This is a genomic window from Lewinella sp. JB7, assembly GCF_024297185.1.
Lineage (GTDB): Bacteria > Bacteroidota > Bacteroidia > Chitinophagales > Saprospiraceae > Neolewinella.
In genome coordinates this window covers 55311-75393 of record NZ_JANCTD010000007.1, presented here as the reverse complement: position 1 = coordinate 75393, position 20083 = coordinate 55311, and the positions used below count along the sequence as shown (strand labels likewise).

The window sequence follows — 20083 nt, the reverse complement described above, 5'->3', positions numbered from 1 at the left end:
GATTAACGAATGGTCGGGCCGGGAGTGGCGGGGCCGGCGGGCGGGTCGCCGTAGGGGTCGTCGTCCTCCGCCTCCTGGAGCATCAGGTAGGTTTCATCCTGCACGAGTGGGTCCCCGCCGCTCATCACGTTGACCGTATCCGCCATTACGGGGCCGAACAACTCGATGAGGCGACCGATGAATTCCGCGCCCCGCAGCTCGCGTTCCACCCGCTGCCGCACCTTGATCCGCCGTTCTTCCGTGAAGACGGTCAGCTCCTGTTCCTGCAATGCCTGAAAAGCGTTCATGTATTATGGGAGGATGTGGAAGCAAAGCGGGCATCGTGGATGCGCTTGGCCTTTTCTTTGATTCGTTTGAGTTGCATCTTGACGGCAGACTCGTTCTTGCCCAGTAGCCCGGCGATGGCCTTTATTTTGACCCCGTCCTTGTACTTCATTAAGAGCAGGGTGCGGTCGGCTTCGGTGAGTTGACTGAGTACGTACTGCAGTTCGGTGAGTTGCATACTCAGGAGGGCTTCGTCCGGTACTTCCTCAATGGTATCCGGAGGATCATCCACTTCGGTGGCAAACAGATCCTTTACCCTTTTGTCCCGGCGGATCTTGTCGATGCACAGATTGTACGTGATGGAGTATACCCAGGTGGAGAATTTGGACTGCCCCTGAAATTTACTCAGGTTGAGAAAGATTTTCGTGAATATCTCCTGGGTGGCATCCTCCGCCTCACTCGCTTTGTGCAGCATGGTCACCGCCTTGCTGTACACTTTCGTGGAATATCGGTCGTAGAGGATCTGGAAACAGATAGCGTGCTGCCGTTCCCGGTAGGCACGAATAATTTCCAGGTCCTCCATCGAGGTATCACAGCCTTTGGTTGGTGCGCCAGTCGGCATTTAACTCATTCTGCGTCGCCCGGAATGAATCCGGTACAATAGTGAGACGTCAAAGTACAAAGGGAGTCACCTATCGCCAAGAATAATCTCGCTTATTCCACCACCCGCGCGGCCCGACTCACCGCGGCAATGTTAAATATACCCAGGGCGCTCTCCTGGGTATCTACGTTAAATACGTTTCCCGGGGAGTTTGCTACCGGGATCTGAAAAATGCCGTTATCCCCGTTCTGGAGTTGATCACGGGCAACCCCCAGAAAGTAGAAGGCTTCCGGGCTCAGGGACCAGAGTTCCACCTCCACCTTATCGCCGGCGATGAGCGGAACGAAGGCACCATCGTCGTCGGTCTTATTGATCGAAAAACGGATGGGAAAAATGAAGGCGATTCCGTCCGTTCCGCTGCCGGCATCGAAGGTGGCATCGAAGGCCAGATTGAGTTCCGAGGGGCGATTGAGCAGCGTGTCGTTGATCGTACTGCGGATCAGGTAGGCATCCCCCACCCCCGCGAAGTCGCGGGCATAGAGCTGAGCGTAGAGGCCCTCGTCCAGTCCCAGTCGTTCCTCTTCGAACTGGATGCTGATGCTGTCGATCGGGGGCACGCGGTAGAGACTGGTCCGGCCTACGTAGTTCTCGTCGCCGTGCCGGATGCCCAGGGTGAATTCTTGCCCGACTTCGCCGATCCGTTCCCCGGGGGCGGGGGTCCAGACGTACCGACCGGAATCCCGGGGAGCAAAGACGAAGCAGGCGGTGTCGGGCGCCGTGCGGCATACCACCACCTCCGCGTTCTCTACCGGGGTAGGCAGGCGGTTGGCGTAGTAGTCCTGGCTGAGGGAGAGGCGAATGGTCTGGGGCCCTGCCTCGTCGGTCAGCCAGGCATCGACCACCAACTGGGGGTCGGTGAAGTCCGTTTCCAGTTCGATCACGTCCGTGCAGGTCCAGAGGCTTCCGGCCAGCAGCGTAAGGAGGAGGGCGCGCATCATTTGAAGGTGAAGTTGTAGGAAACGGAGGGAATGATGCTACCCACTACGGATAGCTTGATGGCTTCGGTATTGATGACGGATCCGGGCAGGGTGCGCCCGTCGATCTGATCTCCGTAGACGGTGAAGGGATTGCGGCGGGCGTAGAGGTTATACACGCCGAAGATCCACTGTCCCCGCCAGCGACGGTCCGCCTTTTCCGCCTTCGGGTCCAACGTAACGGAGAAGTCCAGGCGGTGATAATCCGGAATGCGGAAGTTGTTGCGGGCGTTGCCGGCGTTGTGGGGCACGAAGTATCCCAGTTGATAATACCCGCTGTTGGCCAGGGTGAGGGGCGTGCCGGTATTGTACACGAAAGTCGCGCTCAGCGTCACCCGGTCGCTGAGTTCGTAGAAGCCGGTCAGGTTGAAGTTGTGGGTCTGGTCGAAGCGGGTAGGGTACCAGTCGCCGTTGTTGATACCCTCGACCAGACGTTCGGTGCGCGCCAGGGTATAGCTCAGCCACCCGGATGCCCGCCCCTCGGTCTTTTTGACCTGCAGTTCGGTGCCGTAGGCGCGCCCCTTACCGGTCAGTACCTGCCCCTCCACGAATTCGTTCAGGACCAGGTCGGCCCCGTCAATGTAGTCGATCAGGTTGCTGAAATCCTTGTAGTAGGCCTCCACGCTGACCTCGTAGCGGTTGTCCCGCAAATTGCGGAAATAGCCGATGGCGTACTGATCGGCAAGCTGCGGATCGATGTTGTTGGTACTCGGGGTCCAGATGTCCAGGGGGATGGAGGCGGTGGTATTGCTCAGCAGGTGGATGTACTGCACCGTGCGTTGGTAACTTGCCTTTACCGAGCTATTGTCGTTGAGGGAGTACTGGGCCGCCGCCCGGGGTTCAAAGTTGAACCAGTCCTCGATCGTCTCGTCGCGGGCCGTGGGGGTGACGCCGGTCAGCGGGCGGGGCAGGCCGGTCCGGAGGGCTTCGCCGAAAGTATACACGTTGCGGCCGCCGAGGTAGGCGAAGTGACTGACGCGCAGGCCGTAGTTCAGTTTCAGCCGCTCGAAGAGGGTGACTTCGTTTTCGACGAACAAACTCGATTCCAGGGCCCACTGCCGGCTGATGCTGATGTCGATCTCGTCGCCGTCGCTCACCGCGATGGCATTGGCCGGTTCGAAACGGTAGTGGATCGCCTGTCCACCGAAGCGCAGAATGTTAGTAGGACTGATGAAGTAGGAAAATTCCGGCTTCACGCTGGTGTTGATGATGCTGGCGTCCCAGTTGAAAGCATCCTCGTCGGGGTCGTCCCCGAAGTCGATGGCGTAGTCGTAGTCGCTGTAGTAGAAGGTGAGGTTGCTGAACAGTTTGTCAGTGAACAGGTGGTTCCAGCGCAGGGTGCCGGTCGCGTTGCCCCAGCTGAAGCCGGCGTCGTCGCCCGGACTGAACACGTCGCGACCCAGGTAGCCGGAGAGGAATACCTGATCCTTGTCGCTGAAGCGGTAGTTGGTCTTGAGCGTGAGGTCGTAGAAGTTGAGCTGCGTTCCGGCCAGATCGTCGTTGAGGAAGGGGGCGGCGAGTACGTCAATATAGCTCCGCCGGCCGGCCAGAAGGAAGGAAGAGCGGTCTTTGACGATGGGTGCTTCCACGCTCAGGCGACTGAAGATGGTCCCGATGCCCCCCTGTACCTCGAAGTGCTGGTTGTTGCCCTCCTTCATGCGGACGTCGAGAATGGAGGAGAGCCGACCGCCGTAGCGCGCCGGAATGCCGCCCTTGTACAGTTTCACGCCCTTGACCGCGTCGGGATTGAAGACGGAAAAGAAGCCGAACAGGTGGCTCGAGTTGAAGACCGGTGCTTCGTCCAGGATGACCAGGTTCTGGTCGATGCTGCCTCCCCGGACGTTAAAGCCCGCCGCCCCCTCGCCGACGCTGGTCACCCCCGGCAGTAACTGAATGCTCCGGAGCACGTCGACTTCTCCCAGTAGGCTCGGCAACTTCTCGATGGTCGTCATATCGAGTCGCTCCACGCTCATCTGTACGGTACTGACGTTGCGGTCCTCCTCCTCGGCGGTGACGACCACCTCCTGTAGCAACTTCCCCGACTCGCCGAGCGCGAAGTCATAGGTCTGATTTTCGAATAAATCCAACGACGTCCGCTGATCCTCAAAGCCCAGGTAGCCGGCCACCAGCGTATAGGTTCCGGGCGCCACGGTGAGGGAATAGAAGCCGTACTCGTTCGTCACCGTGCCCTTACTCGTTCCGTCCAGGTAGACGGTAGCCCCGATCAGGGTTTCGCCATTGGACAAGTCACGCACGTAACCCCTCACGGTCACGTTGGTCTGAGCCTGAACGAGCGTAGTGCCGAGCACGACGACCAGCAGGGCGTAGAGTATTCGTTTCATCTATCCCCATAACCACGAATAGCGCAGAGGGGTTAGCCACGCCCGCGCTATTCGATGAATGCCCGCCGCCCGTAGACGGCCGTAGGGATTATTTCGGCTGATCGCTGGTATCCGCCTCGCCCACCTGACGGAAGTGGCCCGCTTCGGTGATGGTCTTCTCCACGCCGGTATCGGGATCGGGGTAGCTGCGCTCGTGTACCTCTACGGACAGTTGCTTGCCGACCAGCTTTTCCGTGTCGAGGGTTTGTCCTTCCATCTCCACCGCGCGCATCAGTTCGGCCAGGATCGGCTTACTGGGCTCGCTGTCGTAGAAGCGCTGCTCCACGAATCCCTCCTCGGTTTCCATGCGGGCGGCGAAAAAGGGGATCCCCTTGTACTCACTCTTTCCCTCGGAGATTTCGGTAATGGTCACGATGTGGCGACCATTCTGTAGGCGGGGCTTTTCTTGAACGTTGACTTTCATGGCAGTTGCTTTTGCCTATAGAAGCTATTTTAAAACAATTTATTCGATAAAAGGACGGCCACCAAGCTCTTTGAAATGTCACCCCGGCGACGTATTATACACTCCCGTTTACTCACCCTTACCTGTCTGCCATGCCACATACTCCCTACTACGCTGGGCGATCCCGCGCCAGCATTCTCCTATGTCTGGTCTTTCTGATCCTGTTGCTGGCGGGGTGGTCGCGACTGGCGGCGGTTTAGGCACGGGCACCGTGGGCGCGTAACCATTCCACGAACAGCCGTACCCCGAATCCCGTAGCCTGACGGTCCTTGGCGAAGGGGCCCTGCTGTAGGGCCATTCCCGCGATGTCGAAGTGAATGTAGCGTTCGTGGTCGTGGGTGAAGTGCTCCAGAAACTTAAAGGCATCCGTCGCGCCGTGGAGCGGCGTGCCGCTGAAGTTCTTCACGTCCGCCACGTCGCTTTCGAGCCCCTTGGCAAAGTCATCCCAGGGCGGCAGGGGCCAGATCCTTTCGCCGACCGTCTCCCCGGCCCGCCGAAACTGCTCCAGTAATTCCTCGTGCTTGCTGAGGGTGGCGGCGCAGACGTAGCCGAACGTGCGCACGGCACTGCCCGTGAGGGTGGCCACGTCGATGAGCGTGGTGGGGGCGTAGTGTTTGACGGCGTAGCTTAGTCCGTCGGCCATGATCAGGCGGCCCTCCGCGTCCGTATCGATGATTTCGATGGTTTTACCGGCGTGGCTCCGGATCACGTCGCTGGGTTTGATGCTCAGCGCATCCACGCTATTATCGGTAGCCGGTACGATGCCGATGACGTTCACCGGGAGGTGCAGACGAGCGGCGGCTTCCAGGGTGCCGAACACGGCCGCCGCCCCGCCCATATCGCTTTTCATCAGGTGCAGGTTCTGACTACCTTTGATGCTCACCCCGCCGGTATCGAAGGTCACGCCCTTCCCGATGAGTGCGGTGGTGGCGTCGGCTTCGGACCCGCCCCGGTGTTCCATGACGATGAGCACGGCGGGGTCTTCACTGCCGCGGTTGACGGCCAGGAGGGCGTGCAGCCCCTCGGCTTCGCAGGCTTGCTTGTCGAGTACCTTCACGGCGTAGCCGTAGGTATCGCCGCTCTCCAGGGCCCAGGCGGCCAGGTCCTGGGGACGTTTTTTATTCGCCGGAGCATCCACCAGGGCACGCACCCGATTCTGCACGCTGGACAGTATTTCCGCTGCTCCCGCGTCCCCGCCCCAGCTTATGTTCCCCTCCGCCAGCGGGTGGGGGGCGTGGTCCGACTTACCCTGCCCGGCGGAATAGGTCCCGAGCCGCAGTCCGCCGATGAAGGCGGCAACCAGTTCGTCTGCGATTCCCTCCGCAGCGATGCTTACCTCCGGGGTGAAATGCTTTTTTTCCGAGTGGCTCAGGCGCTGCCCCAGTTTTTGCGCGGACGCGGGTACGGCGTTTTCCGGCAAGCGAGCAATGAAACCCGGTGGGGAAACCGTGCGCAAATAAGTATCGGAGTCGATGGTTTCGGCGTAGTCGTCTTTCCCGGTAGCGGGCAGTAGCGTGATGGTGGTCATAGTGCACTAAGGTCACGGTCGGGTGATGGGTTCACTGGCGCGGCGCGCGGGCGGCGGCCAAACTATTTGCACGCATATTACATTTGAGTTAGACCCGTCCGCGGAAGTCCGTAACCGGCGGGGCAAACGAGCTTGTATGAAGATTGGCGTGGTCTGTTATCCTACCTACGGAGGGAGTGGCGTTCTGGCCACCGAGCTCGGTCTGGGACTGGCCCGCCGCGGACACGAGATCCACTTCATCACCTACCGGCGGCCCGCCCGCCTGGGCTTCTTTCACGAGAACGTCTTCTACCACGAAGTGGACAGCGGGGCCGACTACCCCCTCTTCGAATTCGCTCCCTACGAAACTTCCCTGGCCTCGAAACTGGTCGACGTGGTGGAAAATTACGGACTCGACCTGCTGCACGTGCACTACGCGGTGCCCCACGCCGCCGTAGCCTTCATGGCCCGCAAGATCCTGCTTACCCGGGGGCGGTACGTACCCTTCGTGACAACCCTGCACGGTACCGACATCACCCTGGTGGGGTCTAACCCCGCCTTCGCGCCCACGATCACCTTCGCGATCAATAAGTCCGACGGCGTCACCGCGGTATCGGAGTCCCTGAAGGCCGACACCCACGCCAATTTCGAGGTGTGCCAGCCGATCGAAGTGATCTACAACTTCATCGACTTCAAGCGATTCAAGCGCGACAATAAGGATCACTTCAAGCGGGCCATCGCGCCCAATGGGGAACGCATCCTCATTCACGTCTCCAACTTCCGTCCGGTGAAGCGGGTCGACGACGTGATCTACATCTTCAAGATCATTCACGACCAGACGCCGAGCAAGCTGCTCCTCATCGGCGACGGGCCCGAGCGGAGCAAGTGCGAAGAACTCAGTCGCCGCCTCGGGCTCACCAAGGACATTCGCTTTCTCGGCAAGCAGGACGCGGTTGAGGAGCTTCTGGCCGTGGCCGACGTCTTCCTCCTCCCCTCCGCCAGCGAGAGCTTCGGACTCGCCGCCCTGGAAGCCATGGCCTGTCAGGTACCCGTAGTGTCCAGCAACGTCGGGGGTATTCCCGAGGTAAACATCGACGGCGTGACCGGATTCACCTCGGGCGTCGGGATGGTCGATAAAATGGCCGAAGACATCATGAAGATCTTCGAAAGCGACGCATCGCTGCAGAAATTCCGCGAGGCCGCCCTGGCGCAGGCCGCCCGCTTCGACATTGAAGAGATGATCCCCAAGTACGAAGCCTACTACCAGCGCATCCTGCAGAACAGCCGGGCGAAGCCGGAGGAACCGGTGATGGATTGCTGAGGAGGATTAGGGGATGAGCAGGATGATTGAAGTAGTACGGCATTTTCGACTGGAGGGGAATATTGATCGGATCGAAGCTTTCGGTGGCGGCCACATCAACGATACCTACCGGGTATTCAATGGGGCAGCGGACTCGCCGGACTACCTGCTGCAGCGGGTGAACGACCGGGTGTTCCCCGACGTGGCCGGGCTCATGGAAAACATCGCGTTGGTGACCGATCATCTGCGGGGGCGAATCGCCCGGGCACCATTTCCGGCTAACCAACAAACGACGCTTTTCGTCGTGCCGACGAAGGACGGAGCCCGGTTTTACCGGGATCAGGAGGGGAAGTACTGGCGCATGTTCCACTTTCTGAGTGACCTCCACGTCTATGATTTCATTACCACGACACGGCAGGCTTACGAAGGGGCCAAGTCGTACGGTTACTTCCTACGCTTCCTCGACGATTTTCCGGCCGGGCGCCTCACGGAAGTTATCCCGGGATTTCACGACCTCGCGCGCCGTTTGCGCGCCTTCCAGCTTGCCGCGAACGCACCCACGTCGGGACGGGAGCCGCGCTGCCGCACCGAAGTGAGCCTCGTTTCGGAGCTGGCGGAGAGGTTGCTCGTCATCGACCGGCTGCATAAATCGGGGGAGATCCGTCAACGGGTGACCCACAACGATACTAAGTTCAACAACGTGCTGCTCACCCCCGACGATCGCGGAAAGTGCGTGATCGACCTCGATACCGTCATGCCGGGGGTGGTGCACTTCGATTTTGGGGACGCCGTTCGTTCGGGTATCGGCACCGCCGGCGAGGATGAAGCCGATCTGTCGCTGGTGACGGTCGACCTGGAAAAGTTCCGGGCCTTCTCGGCGGGCTACCTGGAAGTGACGCGGGACGTACTCTCCGCCACCGAGTTGCGGTACCTCGGACTCTCGGGCGCCTACATGACCTTCATCATGGGCGTGCGCTTCCTTACCGATTTCCTCTCGGGCGACGTGTACTACAAGATTTCCTCTCCGGACCACAATCTGCTCCGCGCCCGCAATCAGCTGCGCCTCACCCAGGAGTTTCTGGCCCGCCTTCCCGACCTGGATGGGATCATCCGCAGCAGTTAGCCCACGAGCCAGCGTACGGCAAGGTACAGCACGGAGGGGCAAAGCAGACAGCCCAGCCCGGTATAGAAAGTCGCCGTCAGCGCGCCGTAGGGAACGAGCTTGGGGTCGGTGGCCGCCAGTCCCGCCGCCACGCCGCTGGTGGTCCCGATAAGCCCCCCGAAAACGACGGCCGAATGCGGGTTGTCCAGACCGATGACCCGGGCTAACAGGGGAGTGGCGATGGTCGTTACGATGGTCTTCACTACACCCGCCGCGATGCTGATGGCGATCACCTCCGAGGTAGCCCCGAGGGCCGAACCCGTCACGGGACCGACGATGTAGGTACAGGCCCCCGCGCCGATGGTAGTGAGACTTACCGGATCGGTGTGTCCGAGGGCCAGGGCGAAAGCTACTCCTACGGCGAAGGCGGACAAAACGCCGAGCATGAGGGCGATCGCGCCCGCCAGCCCCGCCGTGCGGATCTGATCCAGGTCGGCCCCCATGGCCGTGGCGACCACCGCGAAATCGCGCAGCATGGACCCGCCGAGCAGCGCCAGGCCGGCGAAGAGCGGGACGTCAGCGAGTCCCTTTTCGTTCCCCAGGAAGGCCAGGGCGAGCCCGGCTACGATGGCCAGCGCTACCCCCGGAATACGGTTGGCCAGGAGGTGGCGCGATACCCAGAACGATGCCCACATCACGACGCCGACACAGACAAAGGCGAAGAGCAGGCCGTTCTTGATCAGGATTCCCTCGATGAGCTCATACATCGGTCGGTAATTGGCGCCGTCCGATCCGGGAAAGGACGGGGACGAGCAGCAGGCCGACCACGGTTGCCGCCGTACCCGCCAGCAGGGCCAGCCAACCCCCGGACAGGGCGGCCTTTACGTTCTGTACCGCGGCCATGGCCACGATGATGGGAATGTACATGGCGCTCCAGAACAGTATGCCGCGCTCGGTGGCCGGGGGGAGTCCGCCGCGCTGCTTCCACCAGGTGTTGCCGACGACCAGCAGGATCATGGCAAACCCCACGCCCCCCACGTCGCCGTCGATGCCGATGGCCGCGCCGACCAGGGTGCCGGTAATCTTGCCTACCAGAAAACAGAAGGCCAGGAGGGCGACGCCGTAGATGGTCATGAGAAGGCCAGTTTAAGCTCTTGCTTGGTCACCTTGCCCATCACGTTGCGGGGCAGGTCGTCCTGGAAGATGTAGCGCCGCGGCAGCTTATAGCCGGGGAGCCGTTCGCGGAGCCAAGTGGTGAGTTGATCGAGGTCGACCGCCCCGGGATCGGCGACCAGGCTGGCACCGATGATCTCGCCCCATTCCTCGTCGGGCAGCCCTACGACGCCGCATTCCCGAATTTCAGGATGGGTCCGGAGTACCTCCTCGATCTCTAGCGCGGAGATCTTATACCCGCCCGATTTGATGATGTCGACCGAGTTGCGGCCGAGGATACGGTAAGCTCCCGCGTCGAGTACGGCGATATCTCCGGTACGGAACCAGCCGTCGTCGGTGAAGGTAGCGGCGGTAGCTTCCGGCCGGCCCCAGTATTCCCGGAATACATTATCCCCCCTTACCTGAATTTCTCCGCTCTCCGTGGAGTTGGCCGGCACCTGCGTCCCCGCCTCGCTTATGAGCCTTACTCTCACGCCGTCCAGCGGTTGACCGATGTGCCCCGGTCGTCGTTCGCCCGCGTAGGGGTTACTGATGGCCATCCCCATTTCGGTCATGCCGTAGCGTTCGAGGAGGGTATGGCCGCTGATCCCGCGCCACCGCTCCAGTACCGAAACGGGCAGGGCGGCCGAACCGGAAACCATCAGGCGGAACTCGCGCAGGGCGGCGCTGATGTCCCGTTGACTGTCTTCCGGGAGGGTGTCGTAGTAGCTGATGAGCTTGAAGTAGATGGTGGGCACGGCCATGAAGACGTTGATCTCGCCGCTCCGGAAGCGATCGAAAACGGCCGCCTCCGAGAACCGCGGAAGGAACTCGCAGCACCCCCCGCTCCAGAGCGCGCACGAAAGCACGTTGATGATGCCGTGCACGTGGTGGAGTGGCAGGATATTTAAAATGCGGTCACTCGCGGACCACCGCCAGGCATCCACCAGGGCCGTGATCTGGGCCCGGATATTGGCGTGGGTAGTGACGACGCCCTTGGGCCGACCGGTAGTGCCGCTGGTATAGAGGATGAGGGCGCGGCGCGCGGGAGCGACGTCGGGCAGGTCGGCTGGCGTATCCACCCCAAATTTTTCCGCCGGGGTAAAGGTGGTAAGGCCTTCCGTCTGTAGCGGCGAGAGCACGTCGGTGAACCCCCGGGAAAACAGTACGCGCTCCGCACCGGTGTCTTCGATGACGTACCGCAGGGAAGGCGTGGGGTGCTTCGTACACAGCGGGACGGCAATCCCTCCGGCCCGCCAGATGCCCCACTGCAGGGCTACGTAAGTGAAGCCGGGGGGTACGAGGAAGGCGATACGGGCCTCGTCGAGGTCAGTACGGCCGTCCAGCAACGCCCGTGCAATACGGGAGGATGCCTCCAGCAGGTGCCGGTAGGAGTACTGGTCGCCGTCGCTGACCACGGCGGTACGCTCGGAAAATTGGTTGGCACGCGCTACGAATTCGATCACGGGGATTCGGGATGGTGTGAGCCGGGGAAGGTAGGGTATCGTAGGCGAACGTGAAATGGAACGTGGGTGAACATAAGGATGCCGGCGCTTGGTGTGAAGCGCGGGCTTACGACTTAGGTGGGGGACAATACAGGTATTCACGGTCGCCCAGTACCGTCGCGACGTTATCGGCGCTGCCGAACTGAAAGGCCAATTGGGTGGTGTAGGCACGACAGGCCGCGAGCTTAGCGGTGAATGTCTGCCCGGACAAGCAGCGGGCGGGGACGGTGGTATCTAGTTCGGGATAGCGATCCCGGAACTTTCGGGCGTAGGGCATATCGTAGTACTGCCGGTAACGGATATCCGGAAATTCGGGGCGAATACGCCCCACGGCCCCTATGACCTGGAGGTGATCCGCATGATTGCCCGCCCCGAAGGGATAGAGGACTTCGGTGGGCTGATGTTGTCGCAGGAGGGCGCGTAGTCGGCGATCCAGGGCGGTGGTGTCCAGTCGGTCGTCCGGAAGGATTCCCGCAAACAATGCGGGTGCGGAGGAGTATCCCCGGTGCGGCGCTTCGGGGAAGTCCCAGTGGAGGGGTTCGACCCGGAGGCGGCGGCAGGCATTCCGGTCTTCCGCCCTACGAAGCTGTAGGTAGTCTACGCCGGGGTCCAGTCCCTTATCGAGCTGACAGGCGAGGGCAAAACCGGTGGGCTCGGGCACGCTGGCGGTGAATACGGTCAGGCACCGTACCCGTGTCCCCGCCCGGGCACGATCGTACAGGTAGCCGCCGCAGGAGAAGGCTACGTCGTCGAGGTGGGGGCTGATCGCGAGGATCACAGCAAGTGGGGCTGGGTCCGGAAGCGGCACGTGGCGTCGGCATCTTCTACCCGGGCCGCGGCGGTGATGATGTCCGTCCAGTCGTTGTCGACGGGGCGTTTTTGCAGGTCATGGTAGATGGAGGCGATCTGCTCGGCGACCACCGGCCAGGAGTATTTTTCCCGGACTTCCGCGTAAGCGGTGCGGGTCAGATCCAGGCGTAGCGCTTCGTCGTCGAGGAGGCGGCGGGTAGCGGTGGTCAGGGCATCGAGGCCGCCCGGTTCCACGAGGAGGGCGTTCTCGCCGTCGCGCAGGCAGTCGATCACGCCGACCGTACGGGTGCTTACGATGGGCAGACCGCTCGCCATGGCTTCCAGGATCGTATTCGAAAATCCTTCGGCGTAGGTCGGGCTCAGGAAGATATCTCCCGCGTGGTAGCGGGCGGGTGCATCGGCGTAGTCGGCTTCCCCGAGAAACTGACAACGGCTGCCCAGTCCCAGTTTGAGCGCCAAATTGCGGGTTTCCTCAAGGTCCGGACCGATGCCGCTGACGATCAGGTGAATATCGTAACCGTCCTCGACGAGCCGCGCTCCGCAGTGGATAAAGTCCAGGCTTCCCTTCCGTTGATCTACCCGGCCGTGGTAGAGCAGGCGGGCCGGCTGCCGCAACTCCCCGAGCCGGACCACGCGATCGATCAGGTTCGGGTGTTCCAGTTGACGGGGAGTGAATTGATCGACGTTCGTAGCCCCCGGTACGATCGTAAAGCGGCCGGGGTCCGTACCGTGATTTTCGACGACCTCGTCACGGAAGCTGTCGCACCCGATGACCAGGGCGAGGCTATGGTTCAGCACGGCGTCCATGGCGCGCTGGTGGGTCTTACAGCAGGCCCCTACCCAGTGGCCGTCGCCACCCTGGATGCTGACGACGTTCGGGATACCCAGCTGACGGCTCACCTCCAGCGCGGCCAGGCCGGTGGGGTAGGCGTACTGGGCGTGGACGACGTCGAAGGGACGTTGTTCGTGCAGTTCCACCGCCAGTGCCACCATGGCCCGCAGGTCCGCTTCGAAGTCGGCGGGCGGAGATTCGGCGCCCAGTTCTTCCCCCACGCTGCGCAGGCCGTGTACCTCCATCCAGGGCTCGTCGGGAGGCGGGCCGCCGCCGTAAACCTCGACTCCCGTCGGATCTTCCCGGTACTGGCTGATCATCACGACTTCGTGGTCGAGGTCCGCCAGCGCTTTGGTCAGGTTACGGGCGTACACGCTCATACCGGACACGGCCGGAAAGTAGCGGCGGGAAATGAAGCAAATGCGCATGGTTCAGGGTGGGCTTTAGGTAAGAAAGTCGGTGTCGATAGCCTGGCGGGCGGCAAAAGCACTGGGCTCCCGGTAGAGGGCGTAGACCGGCTCGACCAGTTTATCGAGGCGCCCGGCCTCCAACCAGACGGGCCCGCTGAGGCGTTCCTCGGCGGCGGCGGAAAGCAGGATACGGGAGCGACCCGGCCCCGGCTGGCGGGCAATTAATTGGGGCTCCCCGCGCTCAAGCAGACGACGTACTCCCCGCTCCCCGATCCGGTGGTAGCTGCCCAGTTCCTGCTCGATGCCGGGAATAATGACCTTCACGACGTGGCAGTGGCCGCCGGGAACCGGCGCACGAAATACGTAGGGCGTAAGTCCCTCCGCATGCAACTGGGACAAGACGTACGCCCACTGCTCCTCCAGGGTAGCAAACGATCGAGCGGGTAGATCCCGGCAGTCGACCAGCTCCCTCTCCAAAAAAACGGTACCGGCGAGGGTTTCGCGGAGGGCCTCCCGGCTTCCGGTGAGCCAGTCGACCATGGCGCGCAGGGCGCGGGGTTCCTCGGTGGCGAGGTCGATTTCGTCCAGACGGCGCTGGCGGTAGCCTTCCGGTAGCGGACCCGCCTTTTGTTCCCAGGGTACGTTGTTGAAGCGCTTGCGGGTATGGCTGCTGGCGCACTCCGTAATGGCCTTCACCAGCGCGACCCGGTAATCGGTGTCCGCCCCCTCGCCCGTGGCGGTGACCCCCAGCGAAAAGTCATCGTCGGTCCGGTCGTCGCCTACCGCGTAGACGCTTACGCAGCCGCAGGTTACGCGCGCCAGTTTGCAGGTAATGTGCAGTCCCCGCCCGGCTAACTTATCCATCAGAGTACGGCATTCCTCCGGTAGGGTAGCCGGGTCGATGACCAGCCCCCGGTCGAGGGCCCGGAAGCAGTCCGCGTTGCCGTCTCGTTGCAGCAGCTCAAGGGTGCCGTGGAGCAGGGCCCGGGTTTCGGTATCCCCGGCCCCGCTGCCGTTGCGGATGGCGGTGATGAGTCGGTGAGGGTAATCCACCTGACCATTGGTGCAGGCGACGAATTCAGCCGGTATCCAGCAGCTCTCGCCATCCGCCAGGCGATCTACGGGTACCCACCGCAGCGGATAGTCGGCGGTGTAGGGACTACCGGCCTCCAGTACGAGGGTTAGGGGGTCGACCACGCGCCCCGCCCCGTACTTCTTCACCAGATCGCGGTAGCTGCCCTCCTCCTGGGGCAACCGGGTAAATCCGGCCAGGGTGTGACGCTCTTCACAGAGTTCCCCGTAGCTGCCGAGGCGGGCGGCAGCCTCAGTACGCCCGTAGCCGATGCCGTTGGCGTGAATGCCGTCGTCGGCATGCAGGTCGACGTTCACGATAGGTATACCCAGATAGTCGACGTAGTCGATGCGGAATTCCTCCAGGTGACCGGGAGGCAGGCTCCGGCGGTAGGCTTCCGTAGGGGTCGCGTAGTCGTAGTCACTCATAGGCAAGGAGGGTAGTGAGGGGCACGGCCTTCGTGTGGATCTCGGTAGCGAGGAGATGGTCGACCAACGCGATCGCCTCCCGCCGGCCCACGCCCCGCCCGAATTCGAAGGGGGTGCATACGTGGTCGAAGTCGAAGCGACCGAATACTTCCCGGTAGTGCAGGAGCTCGTCGCGGGTCAGGGGAATGCTGTAGTGATAGCCCTTGTGGCAACTGAGCGCGACGGGGGTCGCCCCATCGGCGGCGAAGTCGATCTTCACGGCATCGCCGAGGAACAGGATCCGGTAGGCCGCGTCGTACAGCGCCGTCTGCCCCTCGTAGTGGCCGCCCAGCCGCTGAAACTGCCGGTCGGCGTCGAGTACGTAACGGTCATCGATCGGGCGGTTTACCCGGAAGGCCTTCGTGTGAATGAGGTCGTCGCGGTGAATAATCAGGTCTTCCGGCCGGTGGTGCTCCTGCAACTGCCAGAGGGCACCGTAGCCGTGGGGGTGGCTGGCCGCCAGAACCCGGATGCCTCCCAAAGACTCAATATGCCGCCGACTGGCCGCATCGTAATAGGGGGCGGCTTCGAAGGCGACATTCCCGGCCTGCCGCACGATGAGCCAGCCGTGACTGCCCAAACCGAGCTGCGGCTCGGTCCAGTATTCCCACAGTCCGGGCAGCACCTCCCGCCACCGGGTGCGGTACCGGCCGTGGGCGTCGTCGATGTGCAAATACGTAAAATCCTCCTGCGGCAGGGCGTTGCGCACGTCCATGCAGTTGGGGCAGACGACGGGCTCGCGGGTGTCGAACCAGAGGATCCAACCCCCGCAGTGGGTGCAGGCGTAGTGAGTCAGGGCCATAGGGAATGAGTTGGGTCGGTGGCACGGGTCAGCGCCCGTTCGAGTAGCTCTACGTGACGGAGGGCAACGTCCAGGTCACGGCAGTCGCCGGGAGCCGAGTGGATGCGGTCGACAAAGTCCAGTAACTGATGACGAAAGGGCCCCTCGGTAGGGGAAAAGGAGATCGTATCCACGCGTCCGTCGGTGGCATCGATGAATCGGAGACGCCCCCCGGCGTCCTGACCCATCGTATTTTCGGCCAGCAGGGTGCCGGCGGTTCCCGTCACTTCCAGGCGGCGGCGGGGAAGGGTTTCCGGTCGGTTGTAACCCACCGTGAGTGCGGCCAGGGTACCGCCCCGGAAACGCACGCTCAGGACGCCGCCGTCGTCAACCGGATAGTCGTGCACGGCACGCTGCAGGAAGCAGTGCACGTCCCGGACCTCGTCTTCCAGTAGCCATTCGAGCAGGTCGAGGCCGTGGGGAGCCAGATCGATTACGGCACCGCCGCCGGCCCGCGTACGGTCGATCCGCCAGTTGTCGGCGCTCCAGCCGGCGGGCAACCAGCAGGCGTAGTCGATCCGGGCCTGGGTGGGGGTACCGATGGCGCCCGCCCGGATGCGCTCCCGCATGGCCCGGTGAGCCGGATGGTGGCGTTGGTCGAAGGCGGTGACCAGTAAGCGGCCGTTCCGCAGGGCGGCATCCCGCATCTCGCATGCCTCCGCGTAAGAAAGGGCAAGGGGCTTTTCGCACAGAACGTGAATACCCCGGTCGAGGCAGGCGATGGCCTGGGGGCGGTGTAGATGGTTGGGGGTAGCGATGTACACGGCGTCGACCAGCTCAGCGGACAAGTCATCCAGTCGGTGAAACCGCTGCACGTCGGGGTCCAGGCCGACAAAACCCTCGTCGTCCAGACTGACAACCGCGGTCAGTCGCACCCGGTCGCCCGCCTCCGCGATGGCCGGCGACATGTAGTCGCGCGCCACCCAGCCAAGGCCGATGATCCCGATCCGTAGCGGCTTCACCATCGGTCGGGTAAGTTGATGAGGTACCGTTGGCGGTACCGATCGGCCCGGGTGGCGGGTGGTGGCCGGTGCAGTAAATCGTTGACGGACAGCCCGTTCAGGGCACGACTGTCCTCGGCATATTCCCGCGCCCAGGCGGTGCTCGGCCAGCGTATTTCTCCCTGCCCGAGCAGGGGGTTGGGCTGCAGCTCTACTCCCCCGGAGGGGTCCGACCAGTCGATCGGCTGGTGATCGGTTTCCCCCTCGATCCAGCCCACGGCGGTGGGTGATCCGGAGGGGGCACCGAGCTCCTGACCGTACCAGCCCCTTACGTAGTAGACGTCGTCCCGTACGGAGGCCTGGGTCAGATTTGCGTAATCCGCGCGGCTTTCGGCAAACCCCGCCCCGTGGGCGCTGCTTCGGGTATGTATATGGCCCACGGCCAGGCTGCCCCCCTGCCGCAGCTGCCGTAGATGGGTAAGTACGGTTGGTTTGCGGGCGAAAAAGTAGAAGGCATCGTGACAGAATACGGTATGGGGTTCGGCGGTCCGGAGTACTGGACCTTCCTCGATGTCCCCGCAGACCAGCAATCCCCGAACGTCCAGAAAATGCCGCGCGAGCCATAGTTTAGACCAGACGATATCCACGCCCACCGTCCGCCGCCCCGTAGCCTCCAGTGCGCGCAGGAAGTGGCCGATGCCGCAGGCTACCTCGATGACCGGTAGATGGGGGGGCGTGCACTCCAGCATGTACAGTCCGCCGGTGAAGGTGGGGGAACACCAGCGGTAGGCGAAGTAGTCCCCCACCGGTCCGTAATTCAGCAAGACCATGGTTTCCCGGAGGGAATGCCCGGCGCCGGTGGCCCGGTCGATGGCTTCCCGGTCGGGAGGGGCGGTGGGGCTGAAGCGGTCCTGGTCGGCCAGCAGGTGCCGGCGGGCGCTCCGTACGTCCCCCGCTTCCAGCGCCCGGACGGCGGCGGAGCGCAGGGGTTCCCGGTCACGCAGGTAGGGGATACCGTCGACGACGGGCCAGGTGGTCTCTCCGTCGGTCAGAAAGTCGGGTCCGGCCTGCCGCAGGACTTCGCCGTTCCGCGGACTGATCAGTGCGTAGTCCACAGCCCGGTCTTGGTGAGCAGATCGGTTTGAAAATCCTTCAGCGGGCCGGGGTGCACGAGGTCGAGTTCGCCGAGCACCTTTTGCTCGCTTACGCTGGCTGCCCGGACACGCCATTTGACGTCCAGTACCCGGTCGAGCACGTCGCCGGTACTGATGGCCTTACCCACCGGGGTAGCGATGCTCTCGTGGTGGCGGAGTACGTCCGTCAGGCGATCGCGCAGGACGGGGTCGAACTCTCGGAGTGCGGCCGATCGGCAGTTGGCGATCACTTGCTCCAGATAGGGTTCGAGGGCGAGCTCGCCCGCCCAGCCGCAGTCGGGCAGAAAGGCATTGTGCAGATGGTGGGCGAGTCCGCAAACGAAGGCTTCCCCCGGGGCCGCGCCGTAGTCGTCCGCGACGAGGCAGGCGTAAACGGCGGTGAGGAGGCAGTGATCGGCGTGGCTCTCGGGGGGCATCAGCACCAGCCGGGGGTGGTCGGGGTGGGTGGCCCCGGCCCGGGGTTGCTCCCGGAGTTTTTGCAGGCACGGCGGCCGGGTGGGCTTCCGGAATTTGGCCGGCTCCCGCGCGCCGCCGCCCGCGAATTCTTCCAGAATGGTCGGCAGTTGGGTCGCCAGTCGCCGGTAAGTAGCGGAGGGCACGCGGCCGGAGAGCGTACGTTCGAAGGCCCCGGTGCATACTTCCGTCACGGCGGTGGCGGACAGGCCGGCCGCCCGGAAAAACTCGGCACCGACCCCCGGAAACAACACGTACAGGACGGCGCGTACGCTGCTGCGGTCGGCTACAGTGTCCCACGCCGTGCCGCTCAGTAAGTCGTCCCAGGCGCCGACGAAGAGTTCGTCGGAGAGGGAGTAGCGTACTCCGGCGGGGGCGAGGCGTTTGAGGTCCTGCAGTTCGGCAAACAGGCCGGCGGTAGCCGTCGGGGAAGAGTTCGGCCCGGGGGCGGTCATGGGGTGGTGGCTAGGCGTTCGTTTACGGGTTGGAGGGCATTGAGTTCCTCGAGCCAGCGTAGGAGTTCCAGTTGCTGCTCGGTGAAGTTGTGGTTAGGCTCGCTGCCGTCGGGGGTCATGGGGGCCTTGAAGAATACACCGAGAGACTGGGCTACGCCGCCGCGGCCCTTGCGTCCGGCGAGGTCCAGACAACGGGCGATCTCCAGGGCGAGGGGGGCGGCCAGGATGCTGTCTTTGCACAGGAAGTTCACCTTGATCTGCATTTGGTGACCGAGGAAGCCGGCGATGTCGATGTTGTCCCAGGCTTCCTTATTGTCACCGCGGGGCTTGTAGTAATTGATCTTCACCACGTGGTCCTCGACGGGATAGCCAAGACAGTTGGTCAGTACGTCGCCCTTAGTGTTGATCTTGTTGAGCAGGCTCTTGGGTTGGCGGAGCGCCTCCCCGTCGCGGTTACCGAGGATGTTGGTACTGAACCATCCGTCGACGTGCAAAGCCCGGGCCCGGAGGGCGGGGGCAAGTACGGTCTTCAGGTAGGTCTGTCCGGTCTTACCGTCCTTTCCGGCTACGGGCACGTTGCGCTCGGCCGCCAGTTTCCGGAGGGCGGGCACGTCGGCGGCTACGCTGGGGGTAAAGTTGCCGTAGGGAGTACCCATATCGATACAGGCGTAGGCGTAAAGCATGGCCGGACTGATGCCCGGGTCGTTACCGTCGAGGCCGGCTTCGAAGGCGGCGGGGGTCTGGTAAAGATCGGCCTGCAGATCCAGGGCGGATTCGGTGCTGGCCAGGTTGATCACCACTACGCGACCGTTGATGCGCTCCCCGAACTCCCGGATCTGCTGCTGGATCGTGGCGACCAGTTCGCGGTGACCGCCCGTACTGTCCTCCCCGTTCACGACGCCTTCGCAGTAGGCGCGGTTGGCGATGGCGGGCAGGGGGTAGATGGCGGACAGTTCTTCGCGGACGTCGGCGAGCTGCTCGCTGGTGAGGACGCGGTGGTGGGCGGCGGCCCGGTAGAGATCGTCCTGGTACAGGTCCCATCCGGTAAATCGGAGGTTGGTGTAATCGGCCAGGTCGAGGTGATCGAATTCCGCGAGGGGTAGGCCGGTAGTGGTCTGCAGGCCCTTGCGTAGGAGAATGGAGCCGGCTACGGCCGTCGTCGCAACGGCGCCTCCGAGACCGACGATGGCAATACCGAGCGTGTCCGATGTGCCGGGCGGGGGGGGGGTGGACATATGGTGTTCGTTAAGGTTAAGCAATGGGATCGACGGTCCGCAGCGTAGCGACCGGGGTCACCTAATACCGGTAATCGGAGAATGGTTCATCGATGACGGCCAAT

At 62.9% G+C, this 20083-nt stretch carries 19 protein-coding genes; 2 read left to right on the top strand and 17 right to left on the bottom strand.

From position 1 onward, the window contains the following. Positions 1-2 precede the first annotated feature (2 nt). From NMA52_RS13430 to NMA52_RS13405, 6 genes are all read right to left on the bottom strand, one after another. A complete protein-coding gene (locus NMA52_RS13430; protein ID WP_254828205.1) occupies positions 3-287 on the bottom strand; it encodes a hypothetical protein in 285 nt (94 codons plus the stop codon). Next, entirely contained in the window at positions 284-847 is a 564-nt protein-coding gene (locus NMA52_RS13425; protein ID WP_254828204.1) for an RNA polymerase sigma factor, read from the bottom strand. Before NMA52_RS13425 ends, NMA52_RS13430 begins: the two co-directional genes overlap by 4 nt. A 131-nt stretch (positions 848-978) precedes the next feature. After that, entirely contained in the window at positions 979-1863 is an 885-nt protein-coding gene (locus NMA52_RS13420) for a DUF4249 domain-containing protein (protein ID WP_254828203.1), read from the bottom strand. Next, the gene (locus NMA52_RS13415) at positions 1860-4241 is read right to left on the bottom strand and encodes a TonB-dependent receptor (RefSeq protein WP_254828202.1); all 2382 of its coding nucleotides are present in this window, start codon (positions 4239-4241) and stop codon (positions 1860-1862) included. Before NMA52_RS13415 ends, NMA52_RS13420 begins: the two co-directional genes overlap by 4 nt. An 88-nt stretch (positions 4242-4329) precedes the next feature. Beyond that, positions 4330-4704 carry a hypothetical protein gene (locus NMA52_RS13410; protein ID WP_254828201.1) on the bottom strand — a complete coding sequence of 125 codons (375 nt, stop codon included), beginning with the start codon at positions 4702-4704 and terminating at the stop codon, positions 4330-4332. Positions 4705-4939: 235 nt separating this feature from the next. Next, positions 4940-6271: a M17 family metallopeptidase gene (locus tag NMA52_RS13405; protein ID WP_254828200.1), complete on the bottom strand. Its 1332-nt coding sequence runs from the start codon at positions 6269-6271 to the stop codon at positions 4940-4942. 136 nt (positions 6272-6407) lie between these two features. Here NMA52_RS13405 and bshA point away from each other — a divergent pair, with 136 nt between their 5' ends. Together bshA and NMA52_RS13395 are read left to right on the top strand one after the other, a co-directional pair. Continuing rightward, positions 6408-7571, top strand: a complete 1164-nt coding sequence (gene bshA, locus NMA52_RS13400) for an N-acetyl-alpha-D-glucosaminyl L-malate synthase BshA (protein ID WP_254828199.1) — start codon at positions 6408-6410, stop codon at positions 7569-7571. Positions 7572-7584: 13 nt separating this feature from the next. Next, complete coding sequence (locus NMA52_RS13395; protein ID WP_254828198.1) at positions 7585-8673, top strand: phosphotransferase enzyme family protein; 1089 nt, start codon at positions 7585-7587, stop codon at positions 8671-8673. On the opposite strand, the gene madM is transcribed toward NMA52_RS13395, so the two are convergent. From madM to NMA52_RS13340, 11 genes are all read right to left on the bottom strand, one after another. Beyond that, positions 8670-9419, bottom strand: coding sequence for a malonate transporter subunit MadM (gene madM, locus NMA52_RS13390; protein ID WP_254828197.1), 750 nt, complete (start codon positions 9417-9419; stop codon positions 8670-8672). The two genes, NMA52_RS13395 and madM, sit on opposite strands and share 4 nt — an antisense overlap. Beyond that, positions 9412-9786 (bottom strand): malonate transporter subunit MadL, encoded by a 375-nt coding sequence (madL, locus tag NMA52_RS13385; protein ID WP_254828196.1) that lies wholly within the window; start codon positions 9784-9786, stop codon positions 9412-9414. The genes madM and madL overlap by 8 nt, the downstream gene beginning before the upstream one ends. After that, complete coding sequence (locus tag NMA52_RS13380; protein ID WP_254828195.1) at positions 9783-11270, bottom strand: AMP-binding protein; 1488 nt, start codon at positions 11268-11270, stop codon at positions 9783-9785. Before NMA52_RS13380 ends, madL begins: the two co-directional genes overlap by 4 nt. Positions 11271-11376: 106 nt before the next feature. Beyond that, positions 11377-12087 (bottom strand): PIG-L family deacetylase, encoded by a 711-nt coding sequence (locus NMA52_RS13375; RefSeq protein WP_254828194.1) that lies wholly within the window; start codon positions 12085-12087, stop codon positions 11377-11379. Further along, on the bottom strand, positions 12084-13379 hold the full coding sequence (locus NMA52_RS13370; protein WP_254828193.1) for a glycosyltransferase family 4 protein: 1296 nt from the start codon (positions 13377-13379) through the stop codon (positions 12084-12086). Before NMA52_RS13370 ends, NMA52_RS13375 begins: the two co-directional genes overlap by 4 nt. 15 nt (positions 13380-13394) lie before the next feature. Next, positions 13395-14861, bottom strand: coding sequence for a YcaO-like family protein (locus NMA52_RS13365; RefSeq protein WP_254828192.1), 1467 nt, complete (start codon positions 14859-14861; stop codon positions 13395-13397). Further along, positions 14854-15702 carry a hypothetical protein gene (locus tag NMA52_RS13360; protein WP_254828191.1) on the bottom strand — a complete coding sequence of 283 codons (849 nt, stop codon included), beginning with the start codon at positions 15700-15702 and terminating at the stop codon, positions 14854-14856. Before NMA52_RS13360 ends, NMA52_RS13365 begins: the two co-directional genes overlap by 8 nt. Beyond that, positions 15693-16706: a Gfo/Idh/MocA family protein gene (locus NMA52_RS13355; protein WP_254828190.1), complete on the bottom strand. Its 1014-nt coding sequence runs from the start codon at positions 16704-16706 to the stop codon at positions 15693-15695. Before NMA52_RS13355 ends, NMA52_RS13360 begins: the two co-directional genes overlap by 10 nt. Beyond that, positions 16700-17797: a methyltransferase domain-containing protein gene (locus NMA52_RS13350; protein ID WP_254828189.1), complete on the bottom strand. Its 1098-nt coding sequence runs from the start codon at positions 17795-17797 to the stop codon at positions 16700-16702. Before NMA52_RS13350 ends, NMA52_RS13355 begins: the two co-directional genes overlap by 7 nt. Further along, a complete protein-coding gene (locus NMA52_RS13345; RefSeq protein ID WP_254828188.1) occupies positions 17782-18744 on the bottom strand; it encodes a hypothetical protein in 963 nt (320 codons plus the stop codon). The genes NMA52_RS13350 and NMA52_RS13345 overlap by 16 nt, the downstream gene beginning before the upstream one ends. Then, positions 18741-19979 carry an inositol-3-phosphate synthase gene (locus NMA52_RS13340; protein ID WP_254828187.1) on the bottom strand — a complete coding sequence of 413 codons (1239 nt, stop codon included), beginning with the start codon at positions 19977-19979 and terminating at the stop codon, positions 18741-18743. Before NMA52_RS13340 ends, NMA52_RS13345 begins: the two co-directional genes overlap by 4 nt. Between the last annotated feature and the right edge of the window lie 104 nt (positions 19980-20083).